This window comes from Pseudomonas imperatae (genome assembly GCF_057128625.1).
Genome location: NZ_JBSKHP010000004.1, coordinates 218,120 through 235,633 on the forward strand (window position 1 = coordinate 218,120; position 17,514 = coordinate 235,633).

The 17,514-nt window shown below is 58.4% G+C and carries 13 protein-coding genes, 2 tRNA genes and 1 pseudogene; 2 read left to right on the top strand and 14 right to left on the bottom strand.

The features are described 5' to 3' along the window. Positions 1 to 53 precede the first annotated feature (53 nt). The 10 genes and pseudogenes from ACWKWX_RS07415 to ACWKWX_RS07460 all read right to left on the bottom strand — a co-directional run bounded on the left by ACWKWX_RS07415 (position 54) and on the right by ACWKWX_RS07460 (position 11,641). Positions 54 to 1,481: an aldehyde dehydrogenase family protein gene (locus ACWKWX_RS07415; protein ID WP_483827385.1), complete on the bottom strand. Its 1,428-nt coding sequence runs from the start codon at positions 1,479 to 1,481 to the stop codon at positions 54 to 56. Positions 1,482 to 1,846: 365 nt separating this feature from the next. Further along, on the bottom strand, positions 1,847 to 2,914 hold the full coding sequence (locus tag ACWKWX_RS07420; protein ID WP_483827386.1) for an alkene reductase: 1,068 nt from the start codon (positions 2,912 to 2,914) through the stop codon (positions 1,847 to 1,849). Positions 2,915 to 3,218: 304 nt separating this feature from the next. Then, positions 3,219 to 3,791, bottom strand: a pseudogene (locus tag ACWKWX_RS07425) (IS3 family transposase); the annotation flags it as partial. Positions 3,792 to 3,872: 81 nt separating this feature from the next. Further along, positions 3,873 to 4,283, bottom strand: coding sequence for a winged helix-turn-helix transcriptional regulator (locus ACWKWX_RS07430; protein WP_483827387.1), 411 nt, complete (start codon positions 4,281 to 4,283; stop codon positions 3,873 to 3,875). 799 nt (positions 4,284 to 5,082) lie between these two features. Then, a complete protein-coding gene (locus ACWKWX_RS07435) occupies positions 5,083 to 7,170 on the bottom strand; it encodes a Tat pathway signal sequence domain protein (protein WP_483827388.1) in 2,088 nt (695 codons plus the stop codon). 366 nt (positions 7,171 to 7,536) lie between these two features. Then, positions 7,537 to 8,310 carry a YkgJ family cysteine cluster protein gene (locus tag ACWKWX_RS07440; protein WP_483827389.1) on the bottom strand — a complete coding sequence of 258 codons (774 nt, stop codon included), beginning with the start codon at positions 8,308 to 8,310 and terminating at the stop codon, positions 7,537 to 7,539. A gap of 220 nt (positions 8,311 to 8,530) precedes the next feature. Further along, entirely contained in the window at positions 8,531 to 9,166 is a 636-nt protein-coding gene (locus ACWKWX_RS07445; RefSeq protein WP_483827390.1) for a YbhB/YbcL family Raf kinase inhibitor-like protein, read from the bottom strand. 256 nt (positions 9,167 to 9,422) lie between these two features. After that, positions 9,423 to 11,261, bottom strand: coding sequence for a tyrosine-type recombinase/integrase (locus ACWKWX_RS07450; protein WP_483827391.1), 1,839 nt, complete (start codon positions 11,259 to 11,261; stop codon positions 9,423 to 9,425). A gap of 226 nt (positions 11,262 to 11,487) precedes the next feature. Then, positions 11,488 to 11,563: transfer RNA gene (locus ACWKWX_RS07455), tRNA-Gly, on the bottom strand. 2 nt (positions 11,564 to 11,565) lie between these two features. Beyond that, positions 11,566 to 11,641: transfer RNA gene (locus tag ACWKWX_RS07460), tRNA-Glu, on the bottom strand. A gap of 253 nt (positions 11,642 to 11,894) precedes the next feature. On the opposite strand from ACWKWX_RS07460, the gene ACWKWX_RS07465 reads away from it, so the two are divergent. Next, positions 11,895 to 12,659, top strand: a complete 765-nt coding sequence (locus tag ACWKWX_RS07465) for a hypothetical protein (protein ID WP_416423124.1) — start codon at positions 11,895 to 11,897, stop codon at positions 12,657 to 12,659. A gap of 76 nt (positions 12,660 to 12,735) precedes the next feature. Here ACWKWX_RS07465 and ACWKWX_RS07470 read toward each other — a convergent pair whose 3' ends face one another. Both ACWKWX_RS07470 and ACWKWX_RS07475 read right to left on the bottom strand, forming a co-directional pair. Then, a complete protein-coding gene (locus ACWKWX_RS07470) occupies positions 12,736 to 13,218 on the bottom strand; it encodes a GAF domain-containing protein (protein WP_416423123.1) in 483 nt (160 codons plus the stop codon). Continuing rightward, complete coding sequence (locus ACWKWX_RS07475) at positions 13,215 to 14,105, bottom strand: ATP-binding protein (RefSeq protein ID WP_483827392.1); 891 nt, start codon at positions 14,103 to 14,105, stop codon at positions 13,215 to 13,217. The genes ACWKWX_RS07470 and ACWKWX_RS07475 overlap by 4 nt, the downstream gene beginning before the upstream one ends. 135 nt (positions 14,106 to 14,240) lie before the next feature. Here ACWKWX_RS07475 and ACWKWX_RS07480 point away from each other — a divergent pair, with 135 nt between their 5' ends. Beyond that, complete coding sequence (locus tag ACWKWX_RS07480) at positions 14,241 to 16,562, top strand: hybrid sensor histidine kinase/response regulator (RefSeq protein ID WP_416423121.1); 2,322 nt, start codon at positions 14,241 to 14,243, stop codon at positions 16,560 to 16,562. Here the strand turns inward: ACWKWX_RS07480 and ACWKWX_RS07485 are convergent. Then, the gene (locus tag ACWKWX_RS07485; protein WP_416423120.1) at positions 16,546 to 16,992 is read right to left on the bottom strand and encodes a MarR family winged helix-turn-helix transcriptional regulator; all 447 of its coding nucleotides are present in this window, start codon (positions 16,990 to 16,992) and stop codon (positions 16,546 to 16,548) included. The two genes, ACWKWX_RS07480 and ACWKWX_RS07485, sit on opposite strands and share 17 nt — an antisense overlap. Next, positions 16,989 to 17,474 (bottom strand): glutathione peroxidase, encoded by a 486-nt coding sequence (locus tag ACWKWX_RS07490; protein WP_416423119.1) that lies wholly within the window; start codon positions 17,472 to 17,474, stop codon positions 16,989 to 16,991. The genes ACWKWX_RS07485 and ACWKWX_RS07490 overlap by 4 nt, the downstream gene beginning before the upstream one ends. Between the last annotated feature and the right edge of the window lie 40 nt (positions 17,475 to 17,514).

Sequence of the window (17,514 nt, forward strand, 5' to 3'; positions counted from 1 at the left end):
CTTGCCCCCGAAACCGGGTGACCCGGTCCAGAGGCACTTACTTAAAGCTGATATCAGACTGCCCCGTTGAGGCCCACGATGGCTTTGGTTTCAAGGAAGTCAGCAATAGCCATCGGCCCCCACTCGCGGCCGTTGCCGGACTGCTTGTACCCGCCGAAGGGCGCGGCCAGATCGAGACTGGCGTTGTTCAGGAGCACCTGACCGGCCCGCAGGCGACGTGCCGTCGCCTCAGCCGCTCCTCGTTCGCCCTGTACGTAGGCAGCAAGACCGTAGACCGTGTCATTGGCAATCCTCACGGCTTCTTCTTCGTCGGAATAAGCAATGATGACCAGAACAGGGCCGAAAATCTCTTCCCGGGCAATGGTCATGTCGTTGCGCACGTCGGCGAAGACCGTCGGCCGGAGGTAGAAGCCTGTTTCAAGTCCGTCAGGGCGGCCGAGCCCGCCAGCAACGAGCGTGGCCCCTTCATCGATGCCGGTCTGGATCAGGCCCTGGATCTTGTTCCACTGCGCCTCGGAAGCCACTGGCCCCATCTTCGCATTGGATGAAGGATGTCCGACCGACCAGGTCTCGGCGGCTGCCCGGGCATAACCGATCGCTTCTGCGATCTGATCGACATGGACAAGCATGCGCGATGGGGCGTTACAAGACTGGCCGCAATTCAGCATGATCTGCGCCACACCGCCCTCGACAGCCGATGCCAGATCGGCGCTGGGCAGGATGATATTTGGCGATTTCCCCCCCAGTTCCTGATGCACCCGCTTGACCGTACCCGCAGCGCTGCGCGCGACCTGAACACCTGCGGCCGTCGAACCGGTAAACGACACGAGATCGACGTCGGGATGGGTCGTCAGCGCATTGCCGACACCCGGGCCATTACCATGAACAAGGTTGAATACTCCCTTGGGGACACCGGCCTCGTCCAGGATCTCGGCGAAGACCGTCGCGGAAAATGGCGCAATTTCGGATGGTTTGAGGATCATGGTACATCCTGCGGCGAGCGCCGGGGCGACCTTTGCGGCGATCTGCATCAACGGCCAGTTCCACGGCGTGATCAGGGCGCAGACGCCGACCGCCTCGCGCACCACTTTTGTCGCACCCAGTGGCTCATCGAAACGGTAGTCAGCCAGAGCGGCACGTGCGATTTGAAAATGAGTGACACCAACCGTCGCCTGCAGCTGTTCGGCCAGCCACTGCGGCGCACCCATTTCTTCGGTGATCGCGAGAGCAACATCACCCATTCTCTTTTCATACGCGGCAATGATGCGGTCAAAAAGGGCGATACGTTCCGCGACCGACGTCTGCGAGTAGGTCCCGAACGCTTTCCGCGCCGCTGAGACGGCCTTGTCCACGTCGCTGGCATCGCCAAGAGCGACCTGGCCAACGACGGTCTCGTCCGCCGGGTTGATGACGTCGAGTACCGAGTCGCTGGCAGGCTGCACCCAGGATCCATCGATATAAAACTGAAGATTGTTTCTCATAAAATAACCCATTCATTAGCTGGAAGAACCATTAGTATATTTTTTAAACCTGGAGTCAATAAGGTACTTTAAGTCGCTCTGGTAGGGCTTGGGATACCAGGCATGTATGCGCGCCATCGGGGTAATCATTCGGCCAGCCGGACTTCTTGCCGAAGCAGGGGCAATATCGTCAGCTTCGCGCCACTCTGCCGTACCGACTGGTCAGCCTTGTAAAAAACAGTGTGGCGGGTTGGTGACGGACCGATCCCTGGATACGCCTTCGCATCGAAATCCATTCCACAAAAAAGCCGTGCCCGACGGGCACGGCGCACTGAGGAGCAAGGCGATTCAGAACAAGGCCGGAACTCCACGTCGATCACGATTGACTAGGCCAGTGGCGGGTAGTCTGTGTAGCCTCCTTCTGAACCGCTGTAATAAGTAGAAGCATCCGCGGTAGCCAGCGGAGCGTCCAGGCGGAAGCGTTCCGGCAGGTCCGGATTGCTGATAAACAGCGTGCCGAATGTAATTGCATCGGCCGCGCCGGTTTGCAGGGCATGTTCTGCAGACTTGCGGTCATAGCCAACATTCAGAACGAAAATCCCCGAGAATCGCTGGCGAGCCCCGGGCGCAAGAGGCTTAACGCCTTCCGGCAGGACCGCCGGCTCCATGAAATGCAGAATGCCAACGTTTTTCTTCTCCAGCGCTTCCACCGCGTACATGTAGGTCTGCTCCAGATTAGAGTCCCCCATATCGTTGTAGGGAATGCGCGGCGACAACCTGACCGAGACACGGGCCGGGCCGAAGACTTTTATCGCAGCATCGGTGGCTTCAAGCAGGAACCGCGCCCGCTTTTCTGTGGTGCCGCCATATTCGTCATTTCGCTTGTTCGGACCATCTTCGAGAAATTGCGCAGGCAGGTAGCCATTGGCACCGTGCACCTCGACACCGTCAAAACCTGCATCCTTCGCAGCCTGTGCGGCTTTTCCATAATCTGCGATGGTGGACTTGATTTCATCGATCGTCATTTCACGCGGCGTCACAGACGGCTTGACGCCTTCCGGCGTGAACGCCTGGCTGTTGAAGGGAACCGCCGATGGCGCGACCGGTAGTTCTCCACCATGAAAATCAGGGTGAGATGCCCGGCCGGTATGCCAGAGCTGAGCGAAAATAAGACCGCCCGCTTCATGAACCGCCTGGGTGACCTTCTTCCAGCCCGCAATCTGCTCGGGCGTGTAAATGCCCGGGGTATTTGTCCAGCCGACCGCCTGGGCGCTGATCTGGGTGCCTTCCGTGAAAATCAGCCCCGCCGATGCGCGCTGCACGTAATACGATGCAGTCAGTTCGTTGGCCACCTGATCCCTGGATCGGCCTCTGGTCATCGGCGCCATGAATACCCGATTCTTAAAGGTGAGCTCTTTGTTGCTCAGGGGAGTCAGCAGTTTTAAATTTTCCATATTTTCCTCAGATATTGAATTTAATGGGCGTCCGCCCGCGCTCAATGATTAGTCAGGCACGGCTTGACCAAAGAAGGACTTCCTGCCGAATGACTATTTGCGGGTTGCAACTCGCCGGTAAGCGTGACGAACGAATCTGACGGCCCGGACCGCTCGCCTCAGTGAGGACAGATCAGACGGTATCAAAAATAAACCTAGTGTCAATCAGGCACCTCCTGTAACCCTGGTAGGCCTGAAGAAACCTGGTATCCCGTAATAGCCGTCGCTGTCTGGAGTTGCCCCTTAAAAACCGGGCAAGATCAGGTTTCTGTTGACGGTTTAAGAACTCACGAGGCGACCGATACACCAATGCCTTATGCGGGGTGAAGAGCACTCTAATGTTCGGACCATGAGGGCAGTTGCGCGATAACGATTATGACGTCGGGTAATTAGTTCACCGAGACGTTATCGCGCTTGAAGGTTTTAACGAGGGCCTCGGCCATACCGATGTCGACGAGCAATGCTTTGGTATCCTGTGCGATAAAGCAGGAGCCGTTGTCCGCCAGCCATTCAAGCAACTCTGGAAGGGTGTTGATGCAACCGAAGCGATTCTCAACAGCCGTGATGACAAGGTCTTGGATGACCTCACTCTTGGTGCCCTCGGTTGTCGTGACATGTTCGATGGCTTCGCGATCGCAGAAATCGAGGACAAGGCAATGCCAACCTTCTCCTTGTTGTCGCAGCCGATCTCCACCCCAGCACAAACTGGATTGCTCGAAGGCGACACGTCCATCATGGCGACCGGTGTCGATTGCACCGGTGTGGCGCTGAAGAAGCATCCCGTGAACCTTCATCACCCGCGCCGACAGTAGACGCGCCTGGCGTTTTGCCATGGGCGGCGGTGTACCCCATCACCCCGTTCCACAGGCATGTGGCGGTTGGCATTCGGCTACCGATACACGATCGACCGATGACGCGTTCATGCCATCGAGTGGAGCAACCTGCCCTGCGCACTTGCCGCCTGGCTTGCAGCAGCGTCGAACCTCTGCCGTGCAGCATCGACCTCCGGCAGCTTCGTGAGCGTCCATTCGTGCAGCGCCTGAAAAGGCTGTTGCAAAGTGCGACCCAGCGGAGTGATCTGATAATGCACCGCGACCGGAGAAAGCGAGATCACCTCGCGCGCGATCAGGCCGTTGCGCTCCAGCCGGCGCAGGCATTGAGTAAGCGCTTTTTGGGTGACGCCTTCCAGGCGACGACGGATCGCATTGAATCGGTGTGGACCGTCATCAAGCACGGCCAACACCATCATCGACCATTTATCAGCGATCTGGTCGAACAAGGCCCGGCTGGGGCAGTCGGACGAGAAGCAGAGCGGTTCAATTTTAAGCATGACGGCTTCCTTTTAAGTACCAGAATCAATGAATCGTTGAAATCGGGCATATTTACCTGGGGGATGACATCCGAATTCACTGATTCAGTGGATTTGGCGGGCCTGAGTACCTGATTGACGTCAAGTTTATAAGTTATACTTACATTGTCAATCAGATACCCCGAATGCCAGCTCTTAAGCGCCCCGCACTTGACATAGAGTAAGATTCAGTTCTACAGGCTGGAGCAGCAGTTCGTGGATGCGGCTATGCGCTCCGGTTTTCAGGGGCAGCCTCACTGTCCGCTTCGGACGATGAATCAGGCTCGCTACAGTTGCCCGCTTACCGCCGCGCCGATCTCGCTGATCAGATCCTGCTTCCTGAGCCGCTCATGCCACACCCGGATCGTGTTGACGTTGGGCACCTTGCCGCGGTGCTTCACTCCGGGAAAGCGCTGGAAGCTGTACGGGCCAGCACCGGATACTCCAGTGCCTCGTTGGACAGGTTGTCCAACTGCTGCTGCAATAGCAGCCGATCATCAACCCCGTCGGCCACGCCGGGCGACCTCCCTTGGGGTCGATGCCCAGGCGAAGTCGATGTGCCGTGACAGCAGTTCCAGCGGATCGCTCAAGTGCTGGCGCCTGACCTCGCGCTCGGCTCCGGCAAACAGACTGATCATCGGCACCGCCCCTGGATGGCAATGGAATCATGATGCCAGGAATCGGGGTTTTTAGAGGCACTTTTAAGATCCAGAGACCCCATAGCGCTTCTTACGAACTGACTTGTCGACCTGAGCATTTTCAATCCGAATACCTGTCCCTGCTATCTATCCAGCACCACGACTCTGACTCGGGACAAATTTTGCACTGCGGCAACGTCATTATCAGCAATACCAGCACGATTTGTGATCACTCTAAGCACTGGATAATAGGTACCCGATTTTGAAAACGTTAAGCTCTTTTCGACAATGACGCTCCCGTCCACAGCCGTCTTGAAGGGAACCACTACAAAGTGGTCATCGCCAGAACCGCTCAGCTCAATCCTGACCACATTTCCCGCTCCCGGCGGACACTCAACCCTTGCATTCAATTTAACGGCTTCGAGTATGTCTACGGTGGCTTTCTCCTCACCTTCTACGCTCAATTGAACCACCGGTTGAATTCCATGACGTTCGGTTGCCTTTGCAGCGACGCTGACCTGACCGTCGGCAATGTCATAATTCGTCGACGGTGACGGCTCGATTCCCTGCTCAACCCATGCACTGAGATCACGCAACGACTGCTCCAGGATCCCAACATAGCTAACCAGACGGATCTGTTTTGTGTCGGTTTTCCCGGACACGATTACGCTTCCGTCATGGTGATCTGCATTTTGGTTAAACCAGACCCGGAAGCGGTCATTATAGGTCCTGCCCAGCCGAGCTTTAACCCGGGCGGCGTACCAATCTGCGTCCCAGGGAAAAGCATCAACATCCAACAGATTGCCGAGAAGAATCATTTTGCCCGTATACACCCCGGTGAATACGCCTCCCCCCGATGCACCACGTGCGATCACTGGACCAATCTCCGGGCGCTGAGGAAATTTGGGGTGGCCCTCAGCACTGACAAACTGATCCCAAACTTTTATTCCGGGCTCATGGGGTACCTGGTAGCGGTGATACACGGCGAGGGCAAGCGCCCAGCGATTGTCGATTCGAACCGTGGCCGCCTTCTTGCTCATCGCCTCGATGTCAAGGTTCTGCCCGTCATCAAGTTTTAGAGTTTTTTCTGCGATATTCAGATTTCCAGAAACGACGGCGAGCGGTCGCTGATTAGCATCGAGGAGGGTAAACTCCCATTCAGGCGGATAGCCCCCCTCTGGAATGTCCTCAAGCCGGAGGAGATTTGGCGTTTGCTTGTCCAGGATGAATCCGGTGCGTATATCCACAACCGCCGCACGAAAAAGGTTACCCAGAGCTGACTTCTCAGTCCCCAGATATCCTGGCTTACTCCAGAAGTCCGCCGCGTATTCAGGATCAAATTGCCTGACGGTCTCGCGAAATCCCATCAACCCTTTTTCGTCCCCAAGGCCAAGCAAATACTTCGGATCTGCCCAGCCCTCCAGAGGAACCCCCATCGAAGTCACCTCCCGGAGCACGCTCGACTCCGTCGGGTTGAGTAACAAATAAGGATCACCGGAGCCGCCAGGTCTCATTGCATCCGCAATCAGCTCCGCCTTACCCATCAGGACTACTCGTGCGAAGACACGAACGAAGAAGTTAGTAGGGATAGATGTCGGCGTCCCTATGACATAGGGCACAGCCCCATCCCATACACCATCACTGTTTTCAATAGCCGCAATGGTTTGATATGAACCACCGCTTCCCCCATATACGTAGCCATAGATGTGCTCATCACCTAATCCGTAGTACTCACGAGCAACCTGACGAGAAAACTTCGCGGCCGCAGCATCAGCCCTGTACCCCGAGCTTTGTCCTGTTCTCACAGTGTAAGCACCGCTTTCGGAACCAAATTTTAGAGTATGGTCAGTGGCCTCACCATCAGTAAACGGATACGTGTTATGAAAGAATCGTCCGCGCCATTGTGATTTTGGCGGATAGTAAAAATTAAACGTAACAGGTGTGCCATCAAAATGCCCTGACACCTTGTGCAATACCATTGGATGCGAGATGTTTTGCACTGAGTCGATCACCGGTTTGCTAAACACAGGATCAACGCAAGCTGATGTCACTTCGATGGGTTTGTCCGGTAGCGGAGGTCGACACAGGATCTGTTCTACATCGGTATCAGAACCCAACGCTTGCCCTGAGATTCCAAGGGTTGTGAAAATGAATGCCACGTTAAGTAGCCACTTAAATCGTGGAAAGTCGGACTTATGATTACCCAATAATGCTTCACTTAATGGCTGCAATGTTTTTTCCTGTTAATCATGAGGACTGGCCATTAGAGTTACCCGCTTGCGGCCACGAGTGGCATACCGACATCAGCGTATATCCCCGCGACGATATTTTCTATACCGTCAGGCCATGAATGGATAGCCGCTGGCCTGGGATAACAACGGATCAGGGGAAAGCCAGTACGACGCGAGTTCAGCGATCTGCTTTTACGCATACGCACGACGCTCGCCCGGAATATCCTGGGGGCGCTCAAGCCAGGCGTCCTGTACTCGCCCTCATCGCTGGGATATCGGCAGAGATCAGGTCATCCGCCAGGCTCGCCTGCCCAGGACTCATTTTGTCGATGCCGACTCAAACAGATAAGTCACTCAGGCCTCCAGTTAAATCGAGTGAAAGATATATTCAGTCTGTGCGCGAACATCCATTTCAACACCTGACCCACGGACACGAGTGTGGAGGTCAGCATCCTCGACACGTACTTTCCAAAACACATTTTCCGGTACATCGCTTCCAGAGCGAACGCGGCTAATGGCCTGCTGCAGTTGCACACTGTCGGTAAGATAAACAGCCAGCGCATTGCCTTTCCAGGCGGCAACATTCATGCCCATCGCCGCGCAAACTAACACTTTAGCCTTTGCGTCGTCGCGATCAGCCTGCCGGGAGCGCTGAATCTGATCCTCCAGGACCGGAGCGACTATACGGTCAGAACACAATACCTCTCCCGCCTCCCAGACTTCTGGCGGGCAAACCTTTTCTTCAGGACGGACGGTTAGAAATGGATTGATTTCCATCGGATAGATTCGACAGACCAGCGGTCGATCTTCATAAATATTACAGCGGTTATCCTCCCCTAAACTTGGACACTGCGTCAGTGCATTACCAGCAAAAATGGCTATTAGTTGAATACGTGCCTCTCCACTGGTGACTTCTACTGCGCGTCGCACACTGTGGCGGTAGTGATCCAGCAATGGAAAGACTGACGTGTCGAAAGCTTCAAGTATGACTGCGATGCTACCTCCGCGACTTATCCATTCCTCAGTCTCTTGTAACGTCAGGGGGATAAGACGCCCTTTACAACAAGTTCCGCACCCATTGCAGGCAAACCGCGTAATGTTGTTTCTTATGAGCGCCGCTGATTGGTTTACAGGTGTCATGATCAGCCCTCTTCCGCAGCCCCAAATTTAAGGCAGAGGCGATAGGTAAAAGAATCGATGATACACACCGTACACGCGGTTTCAACCAGGCACCAAACCCCTACCAGGTATACATAAATACACCTAGCCATGAGCGACCGTCACCACTTGCCAGATCAGCACCTCATTTACGGTGTAGTCCTGCAAATAACGGGCCAACTCGAATGCAGACGGAAGGTCCTCAGTCTTTGTTGACTTCAGGATTCAGGGTGTAGAAGCCGGTCAAGCTGGCTGTACCAAGCACTACGTTTTTTTCAAGTGCGGCCATGACATTGGGGCCATTCAACTCACCATTAACGTCGAGGGCAGGAACACTGAGAGCATATACGGTAAAAATATACCGATGCATGAGCTCGTCGTTCCAGGGTGGGCAAGGGCCATCGTAGCCAAAATAAGAGCCTTTCATCTGCTCATCTCCGGCAAACCAGGCCGTATAATCATTGACACCATGACGCAGCCCCTCCGGTGCGTCGGGCCCGGGCTTTCCACGAGGTGTAACAGCCTGGGAGTGTGAGCCCGCACTGATTTCAGCAGTGGACACGGGAATGTCGAGAAGTATCCAGTGATAAAATGCAATGCGAGGCAGGGTCGCGGGAACGACTCGCCCCTCCTGGTTGACATCATCCCCTTTGCCTGGAACATCTGGATCATGTGCCACAACGACAAATGACTGCGTCCCTTCAGGGACCTCCTCCCAGGCAAGGTGAGGATTCAGATTGGACGACAACTGGATATGCGTTGCGGCGTTTTGAACTGCGAATGCAAAGTCGCCCGGTATCATGTCACCGTCTTTGAAGCTGCTGCTCTTAATTTTCATGGGATACCTTTCAAGTAATTGACCTGATCATCTTACTGCTGGACTCTCTAGCGTCATATGATCACTTTTTTGGCCAGGCAGACATCGCGATGGCAACAACATTGCTAAGCGTTTGTGTTGAAGCACCTGCATTCCTCGACAGAGTGAAAGCGTGCCCCAGAACTGCCGAGAAAAACAGGCGGAATTTAGCAGCAATACGGTTTCTTGTAGTTCGATAAGTGGCAAGGCCGTCAAAGACAGCTTTGCCACTTATATATTATGCATATTGACTCAACGCGTGTTCATTTTCCTTCAAGGTAAAGCACACAACCATAGCAACCTCATGAAGATTGTCTACGGTTACGACTTCGATAGGAGCAAGCCCCTTAAAGTCATCGTGCGACTGGGAAAGCGCACGGTAGATTTCCCATGAGTCCGCCTCGCGTGCGAACTTGAGTACCGCCTGGATCAGCTTGTGTTTCAGCGGCGTGAAATGCCAGTCCGGGACGCGCTGCCCCAGGTTGCCGAGGCTGAGCGCCAACATCTTGCGCCCACTGATTTCGTAGCTGATCCATCGCCGCGACTTCCCAGCCATCTTTGCAAAATCGGCTGCGGAAAGAAGGTGTGGCGAATTGAAGATGTCCAGCCGCTCCAGTTGCTCGCGCTGGCTTTCCGACAAGACCGGCGGTGTGCGCGGTCCCGTGATAGCGGACAATCGATGCACCGAGTCCGGCAGCGTCGGCATACCCGCTCCAGGCTTCGAGACCAACACGATGGGGGCAGGCGGAATTGCTGCTTCAGCGCCCTCTGGCACTTCATCAGGCACCTCCGGAACACCTTCCAGGTGGACGGTCAGGTGCATGCTCGCGGCCTCGACCTGATGCTGTTCGAAAAGATCGAGCCGATCAGCCCAATCCTGCATCATGCGCCGGCGTTGCTCCACGTATTCGGCGTGGTTGTAGGCGGCGCTCACCTTGTCGGGGTCTGAATGCGAAAGCTGCGCGTCGACCCAGACTTTCGGATACCCGATTTCATTCAGTGCGGTCGAAATCGTCGCGCGGATACCGTGACCCGTCAATTGATCGGTGTAGCCCATACGCTTGAGCGCCTGGTTCAGGGTGTTCTCGCTGATGCGTTTCTTCAGGTCCCAGCCATGGGAGAAGAGGTAGCGCTGTGCCGGCTTGAACTGCTCCAGCATGTGCTGGACGATCTCCATGGCCTGTGCCGAGAGAGGCACGATATACGGAGGGATATCACCAGGTCGCTTGCCCTCCTTGCGCATCTCAAGCTGCAACTGTTTCACGACCTCCGGGGGGATGATCCATAGGCCTTGGTCGAGATGGAATTGATCCGGTGTCGCCAGGCGCAACTCCCCGGTACGCACCCCGGTCAGGAACAACAGCCGCAGCCCGAGCTGGGTCTGAAGTCGGCCGTGGTACTTGCGCAACCGGGACAGCATCGCCGGCAACTCATCCATTCGCAGGAAAGGGTTGTGGCGAACGGGAGGCATCGGCAGAGCGACGACATCCAGATCGAACGCCGGGTTCTGCGGCAGGCCAGGCACGATGATCAGCGCGTAGCGGAACATCTGCCTGAACCAGGTGCGCACCTTTTCCGCCACGCTGAGCGCCTTCCGCCGTTCGATCTTGGCAACGACCTCCAGAAGGTCGGGACGCTGAATTTCGTAGATAGGACGCTTTCCGAGCGTCGGCAAAATGTCTTTCTTGAAGATGCGCAGGATCTGCGTCAGCGTACTCTGCCGCCCCTCCTTGAGGACAAGCCTGCGGTGCTCGACCCATTTGTCGAACACGGCCTGGAAGGTGTGCTCGTCGGCCAGCCGGACGGCCTGCCGCTTCTGCTTGCGATCCGCTCGGGGATTGATGCCCTTGGCCAGCAACGCACGAGCCGCATCGCGAAGGCCACGTGCTTCCCGAAGGCCAACCTCCGGGTAGGTGCCCAGCGACATGCGTTTCTGCTTGCCAGCCCAGTAGTAACGGTAGTGCCAGGTCTTGCCTCCGGTCGGGGAGACCGCGAGGGAGAGTCCGTCGATATCGCTGACGGTGTAAGCCTTGCCGGTCGCCTTGGCGTTCCGGGCGGCCATATCTGAGAGTGCCATGCTCCAGCTCCTGAACTTTGAGTCAGGACTAGATGCTTGTCTCGTTGACCTCGCTCCTCCAGCAACAATCCGGAAAGCGCCTCACCCGTATTCATGGACTTAAAGATGGACTTAAAAGTCCCGGATGTTGGCGGTTTCCAGTGGACGTCACTGGAATGAAAAAAGGGCCTTTCGGCCCAGTTTTCAATGGCTTGCAGAATTCGGTGGAACTCTACAGAACCAAAATTGGAGCGGGAAACGAGACTCGAACTCGCGACCCCGACCTTGGCAAGGTCGTGCTCTACCAACTGAGCTATTCCCGCATTGGCGTCCCCTAGGGGACTCGAACCCCTGTTACCGCCGTGAAAGGGCGGTGTCCTAGGCCACTAGACGAAGGGGACACACTACAACATTCACTCCCTGCTGCGTTTCGCTGTGTGCTTTACGCTGCAAGTGGCGCGCATTCTAGGGGTGGTTTGGGAAGTCGTCAACCCCCAATGATAAATTTATTTAAATCAATGACTTCCCTGCCGATAGCCTGACCGGGAGCGGCGTTCGCCGGCCCGGCGTGGCGGCCTTCAGGCGATAGCCTCTATCCGGGCCGTGGCTTAGCCACTACACTCAAATGGACGACAATCTGACGAGGCTTACACGGTGACACCACTCATGATCACCCTGATTATAGTAGCGGGGATCGTTGCATTGATCGCCATCGGTTATCTCAATAACGTGGTGGAGACCAACAAGCTGGAGAAGACCAAGCTCAAGCATGAGCTGGCCGACCGCTTGCGCCGCTGTGGCGAGATCACCGAGACCTTCCCCGGGCAATTCATGACACCGGCATTGAAGCTGCTGCTGACCCGCCTGGAACTCAACCTCAACCAACGCATCCTGGCCCAGGACAAGGGCAACGCCGCCATCAAGGCGCGCCTGGTGGAACTGGAAGCGGAAATCGCCAAGGGCGAAGGCATTGCTGTAAAGAATGCACCTATCCCTATCCAGACCGAGGTCAAGGCCAAGGACGTGCGTTTCCTGCTCGAAGCCCTGCACGCCCAGGTGACCCGCGCGGCCCAGGACGGCTTCCTGCCGGCCAACGAGGCCAAGCACTGGATCCGCGAGATTCGTCATATATTGGTGCTGCTGCACATCGAGTTCTTCAACAACCTGGGGCAGGCGGCGCTGCAGGCCGAACAACCGGGCCAGGCGCGCCTGGCGTTCGAGCGCGGCGCCCAATACCTGCGCAAGCAGCCGGAGCCCGCGGTTTACCAGGAACAGCTCAAGTACATGGAGAAGTTGCTGGCGCGGGCCAACGCCCTGGTGCTGGACAGCACTGCACCGAGCGAAGACGACCACAACGAATTGACCGAGGGGCTGAAGGAAGTCGAGCCCGAGTGGAAGAAGAAAGTCATCTACGATTGACCTGTAGCAGCGGCCCCAGGGCCGCGTCGCTGCCGACGCCGCCTTCGGCAGCTGCTACAGGGGTTGCGTCACCGAATCAGCAATCGGTGGAACGCAGGAAAATCTCCACCATCTTTTCCATCCCCGCCTGGTCCGCTTCGCTGAAGCGCGCCAGCTTCGGGCTGTCCAGGTCCAGCACGCCAATCAGGCGGCCATCCTTCACCAGCGGAATCACCAGCTCACTGTTCGAGGCACTGTCGCAGGCGATATGGCCGGGGAACGCGTGCACGTCTTCCACGCGCTGGGTCTGGCGGGTGGCCGCCGCGGCGCCGCACACGCCCTTGCTGAACGGAATGCGCACGCAGGCCACCTGGCCCTGGAACGGCCCCAGCACCAGTTCTTCATTGCGGTTGATATAGAAGCCGGCCCAGTTCAGGTCGTCCACATAGTTGTAGAGGAACGCCGAGAACTGCGAGGCGTTGGCAATGAAGTCGCGCTCGTCGGCGAGCAGCGATTCCAGTTGCGCGGTCAGCATCGCGTAGCCTTCGAGGCCCTGGCCGGTGCTGTTCAAATCGATCATTGCGGTTGCTCCAGTAATGTGAGACCTACCCAATAACGGGCAAATTGATAGGCGCAGCGGCCATTGCGGTTGCCACGGCCGGTGGCCCAGCGTGCCGCCAGGATGTCCAGCTCCGCGGTGCGCTGCCACTGCAGGCCGGCCTGGCGGGCGAATTCGCCGATCCAGTGCTCGACCACGTTGAGATAATGCTCCTGGCTGAACGGGTAGAACGACAACCACAGGCCAAACCGGTCCGACAGGGCGATCTTGTCTTCCACCGCCTCGCTGGGGTGGATCTCGCCGTCGACGTTTTGCCAGTGGGCGTTGTCGCTCTCCTTCTCCGGCACCAGGTGCCGGCGGTTGGAGGTAGCGTACAGCAGCACGTTGTCCGGTGCCGATTCAAGTGAACCGTCGAGCACGCTCTTGAGGATACGGTAATCACCCTCCCCCGCCTCGAATGACAAATCGTCGCAGAACAGCACGAAGCGCTGGGGCAGGCCCGCCAGTTGTTCCACCACGCGCGGCAGGTCGGCCAGATGGTCGCGCTCGATTTCAATCAGCCGCAGCCCCTGCCCGGCGTATTCGGCCAGCAGCGCGCGCACCAGCGACGACTTGCCGGTGCCCCGCGAGCCCCACAGTAAGGCGTGGTTGGCCGGCAAGCCCTGGAGGAACTGGCGGGTATTGCCACCCAGCTGGTCGCGCTGGCGGTCCACGCCGATCAAGTCGGTGAGCCGCGTGCTCAGGCTGACCTGCAACGGCAGCAAATAGCCCGTGCGGCCGTCGCGCTGCCAGCGCGCGGCCAGGCATTGTTCCCAGTCGAGCGACGGGCGCACGGCGGGCAACAACGGCTCCAAACGCGCCAGCACCGATTCGGCGCGTTGCAGGAATGCCTCCAGACGCGAATCCATGACTTCTCCTTTGCACATTTTCACAGTAAAACGCGCGCGGACGCTGTCGATATACTGAAATCACAGCGCCGATAAGGACACGACATCAGCTATGCTTGCCCAGCGCGCACGGAACGAACCCTTGGCCCGGTATATATGGATATAAAGTTCACCCACAGACTGTCATACAAGCAGGCTCGACTGACAGTAGTGGTCGGTTTCATTATCGGGACATTGCTGAGCATTGTGCAGATCGGCATCGATTATGCCAACGTCGACGCGGCCATCAACCGCGAAATGGTCTCGCTGCTCGAGATCAGCCACAACCCCGCTTCACGCATCGCCTACAACATCGACGCCGAGCTGGCCAAGGAACTGGCCGCAGGGCTGCTGCATTCCGAATCCATTGTCGGTGCACGCCTGTCCGACAACAACAATACCGTGCTGGCCAACGTCAGCCGGCCACGCCTGGAAAGCCGCTACCGCTTCGTCAGCGACTTCCTGTTCGGCGAGCGCCGTACCTACGATGACGCGCTGTTCCTCAGCCACATGCCCACCGAGCGCCTGGGCACCCTGCACCTGGACGTCGACACCCTGGCCTTCGGCACGCGCTTCCTGCGCCGCGCCGAGATCACCCTGTTCTCCGGCTTCCTGCGCAGCCTGCTGCTGGCGGCCATCATGCTGGCGTTGTTCTACACCATGCTGACCAAGCCGCTGGTGCGGGTGATCAGCGCCCTGAGCAACTCCAACCCCCACGCGGCCAAGCCTACCAAGCTCGACTACCCGCCTGGCCACGAGAACGATGAAATCGGCGTGCTGGTGCGTGCGGCCAACCAGCAGTTCGTCAGCATGAGCACCGAGATCCAGCAACGGCGCACGGCCGAAAACCGCCTTACCGACTACCTGGCCGAGCTGGAGAACATCGTTTCGGCGCGCACCACCGAGCTCAAGGCCAGCAACATCCGCCTGAGCCTGTCCAACGAAGAGCTGGAGAACGCCCGCCGCACGGCCATGGAAATGGCCCAGGCCCGGGCGGCGTTCCTGGCCAACATGAGCCACGAGATCCGCACCCCGCTCAACGGCCTGCTAGGCATGATCGCGCTGTCGCTGGACAGCCCGCTGAACGCCGAGCAGCGCCAGCAGCTGTCCATCGCCCATGACTCGGGCAAGGTGCTGGTGGAACTGTTGAACGACATTCTCGACCTGTCGAAATTCGACGCAGGCCAACTGGAGCTGGAACGCATTCCCTTCGACCTCGGCGCGCTGGTGGAAGACACCGCCAACCTGCTGTCGCAGAACGCTGCGCCCAGCGTCGAGCTGGCTTGCCTGATCGACCCCCGGTTCCCCGCCATGGTGCTGGGCGACCCGACCCGGGTGCGGCAGATCGTCAGCAACCTGCTGTCCAACGCCCTGAAGTTCACCCGCTTCGGCCGCGTGGATGTGCGCCTGAGCACCTACCCCGGTGGCGTCAGCATCGAGGTGTGCGACACCGGCATCGGCATTCCCCAGGAAGCCCAGGTCAAGATCTTCCAGCCGTTTACCCAGGCCGGCGCCGGCATCACTCGCCAATACGGCGGCACCGGCCTGGGCCTGGCACTCACCAACAACCTGTGCGAGGCCATGCAGGGGCGCCTGAGCATCAGCTCCGAGGCCGGTTTCGGCAGCCGCTTCAGCGCCGACCTGCCACTGCTGACCCATACGCCGGCCGTCGCCCCGCCTTTATTGAAGGGCAAGGTCATTGCCATCAGCCCGGCCAGCAGCGGCCTCGCCGAGCTGCTGCAAAGCCTGCTGCCTGGTTGGGGCCTGGACTACCAGCGGCTGAGCACCGACGCGCCGCTGGAAGGCCTGAACCCCGACCTGCTGATTACCGACTGCCTGGACTGCCTGTTCGGCCTGCGCCCGGCCATTACCGCGCCGATCCTGCTGGTGACCGCCTACGGCAACTTCCTGCCCAGCGAACAGGCCACGGCCCTCAGCCCGCTGCAACAACAGGCCCGGCCACTGGCGCGCAACGCCCTGTACCAGACCCTGCGGCGCACCCTGCTGGGTGACGAGCCCAGCCAGCAACTGGCGCTGGAGCGCGGCGAGGCGCTGCCCCGCCGCGCGCGCATCCTGCTGGTGGAGGACAACCCGGTGAACCAGCTGGTGGCCAAGGGCATGCTCAGCAAGCTGGGCTGCGAGGTGACGGTGGCCGCCCACGGTGGCGAGGCCCTGGCGGCACTGGAAGACAAGGAATACGACCTGGTGCTGATGGACTGCAACATGCCGGTAATGGACGGCTACGAGGCCAGCCGGCGCATCCGCCAGAGCGGGCGCTGGCCGCAGCTACCCATCGTGGCGCTGACCGCCAACGCCATGCCCGAGGAGCGCGAGCGCTGCCGTGCGGCGGGCATGAGCGATTACCTGGCCAAGCCGTTCCGTCGCGAAGAGCTGATCACCCTGATCGACCACTGGATCCCACTCAACCTCGCGCCGTGAGCTGCGCCAGCAGGTGCTCCAGCCCCTGCTGCAAGGGCTGCAGCTGGTTGAGGTCCAGGCCACTGGCGCAAATCAGCCGCTCGCGCAATGCAGCGGCCTGGTCGCGCAGCGCCAAGCCCTGATCGGTCAGGCCCAGGTGCACTTCACGTTCGTCGTGCACGGCACGCCGGCGCACTACCAGGCCCAACTGTTCGATGCGCTTGAGCAACGGCGTGAGGGTGCCTGAATCCAGCATCAGCCGCTCGCCCAAAGCCTTCACCGTGGGCTGTTCCGGCGCGCTGGCGTGCCACTCCCACAGCACCAGCATGGCCAGGTACTGCGGGTAGGTGAGGCCCAGGGCGTCGAGCATCGGCTTGTAGCCACGGGTCACGGCGCGGGAGGCGGCGTACAGCTTGAAGCACAACTGGTCGTCCAACAGCAGGCCGGTCATTTCAGCAGCGCTTGGATCTCGCCGTCCAGCTCCTGGGGCTTGGTGGTGGGGCCGAAGCGCTTGACCAGCTTGCCGTCCTTGCCGATCAGGAACTTGGTGAAGTTCCACTTGATGCCCTGGGACCCCAGCAGCCCCGGCGCGCGCTTTTTCAGCTGCACGAACAGCGGGTGGGCGTGGGCGCCATTGACGTCGATCTTCTTGAATAAAGGAAAGGTAACGCCGAAGTTCAGCTCGCAGAACTGCGAGATCTGGTCTTCACTGCCAGGCTCCTGCTTGCCGAACTGGTTGCAGGGAAAGCCCAGCACCACCAGGCCCTGGTCCTTGTAGTCCTGCCACAGCTGCTCCAGCCCCTTGTATTGCGGGGTGAAGCCGCATTTGCTGGCGGTGTTGACCACCAGGATGGCCTTCCCGGCGAAATCGGCCAGGGTTTTCTGCTCACCGGTGATGGTGGCGCAGGGAATGTTCAGCAGGGCGTCGCTCATGGCAGGTCCTCCGTGGGTGGAAGGATAACCATAGCGTGCA

Coding starts and splice junctions, on each gene's coding strand:
- ACWKWX_RS07470 (WP_416423123.1), bottom strand. CDS start 13,218: ATGATCGATTTGAACAGCACCGGCCAGGGCCTCGAAGGCTACGCGATG.
- ACWKWX_RS07445 (WP_483827390.1), bottom strand. CDS start 9,166: ATGAAAATTAAGAGCAGCAGCTTCAAAGACGGTGACATGATACCGGGC.
- ACWKWX_RS07485 (WP_416423120.1), bottom strand. CDS start 16,992: ATGACCGGCCTGCTGTTGGACGACCAGTTGTGCTTCAAGCTGTACGCC.
- ACWKWX_RS07440 (WP_483827389.1), bottom strand. CDS start 8,310: ATGACACCTGTAAACCAATCAGCGGCGCTCATAAGAAACAACATTACG.
- ACWKWX_RS07450 (WP_483827391.1), bottom strand. CDS start 11,261: ATGGCACTCTCAGATATGGCCGCCCGGAACGCCAAGGCGACCGGCAAG.
- ACWKWX_RS07480 (WP_416423121.1), top strand. CDS start 14,241: ATGGATATAAAGTTCACCCACAGACTGTCATACAAGCAGGCTCGACTG.
- ACWKWX_RS07475 (WP_483827392.1), bottom strand. CDS start 14,105: ATGGATTCGCGTCTGGAGGCATTCCTGCAACGCGCCGAATCGGTGCTG.
- ACWKWX_RS07415 (WP_483827385.1), bottom strand. CDS start 1,481: ATGAGAAACAATCTTCAGTTTTATATCGATGGATCCTGGGTGCAGCCT.
- ACWKWX_RS07430 (WP_483827387.1), bottom strand. CDS start 4,283: ATGCTTAAAATTGAACCGCTCTGCTTCTCGTCCGACTGCCCCAGCCGG.
- ACWKWX_RS07490 (WP_416423119.1), bottom strand. CDS start 17,474: ATGAGCGACGCCCTGCTGAACATTCCCTGCGCCACCATCACCGGTGAG.
- ACWKWX_RS07420 (WP_483827386.1), bottom strand. CDS start 2,914: ATGGAAAATTTAAAACTGCTGACTCCCCTGAGCAACAAAGAGCTCACC.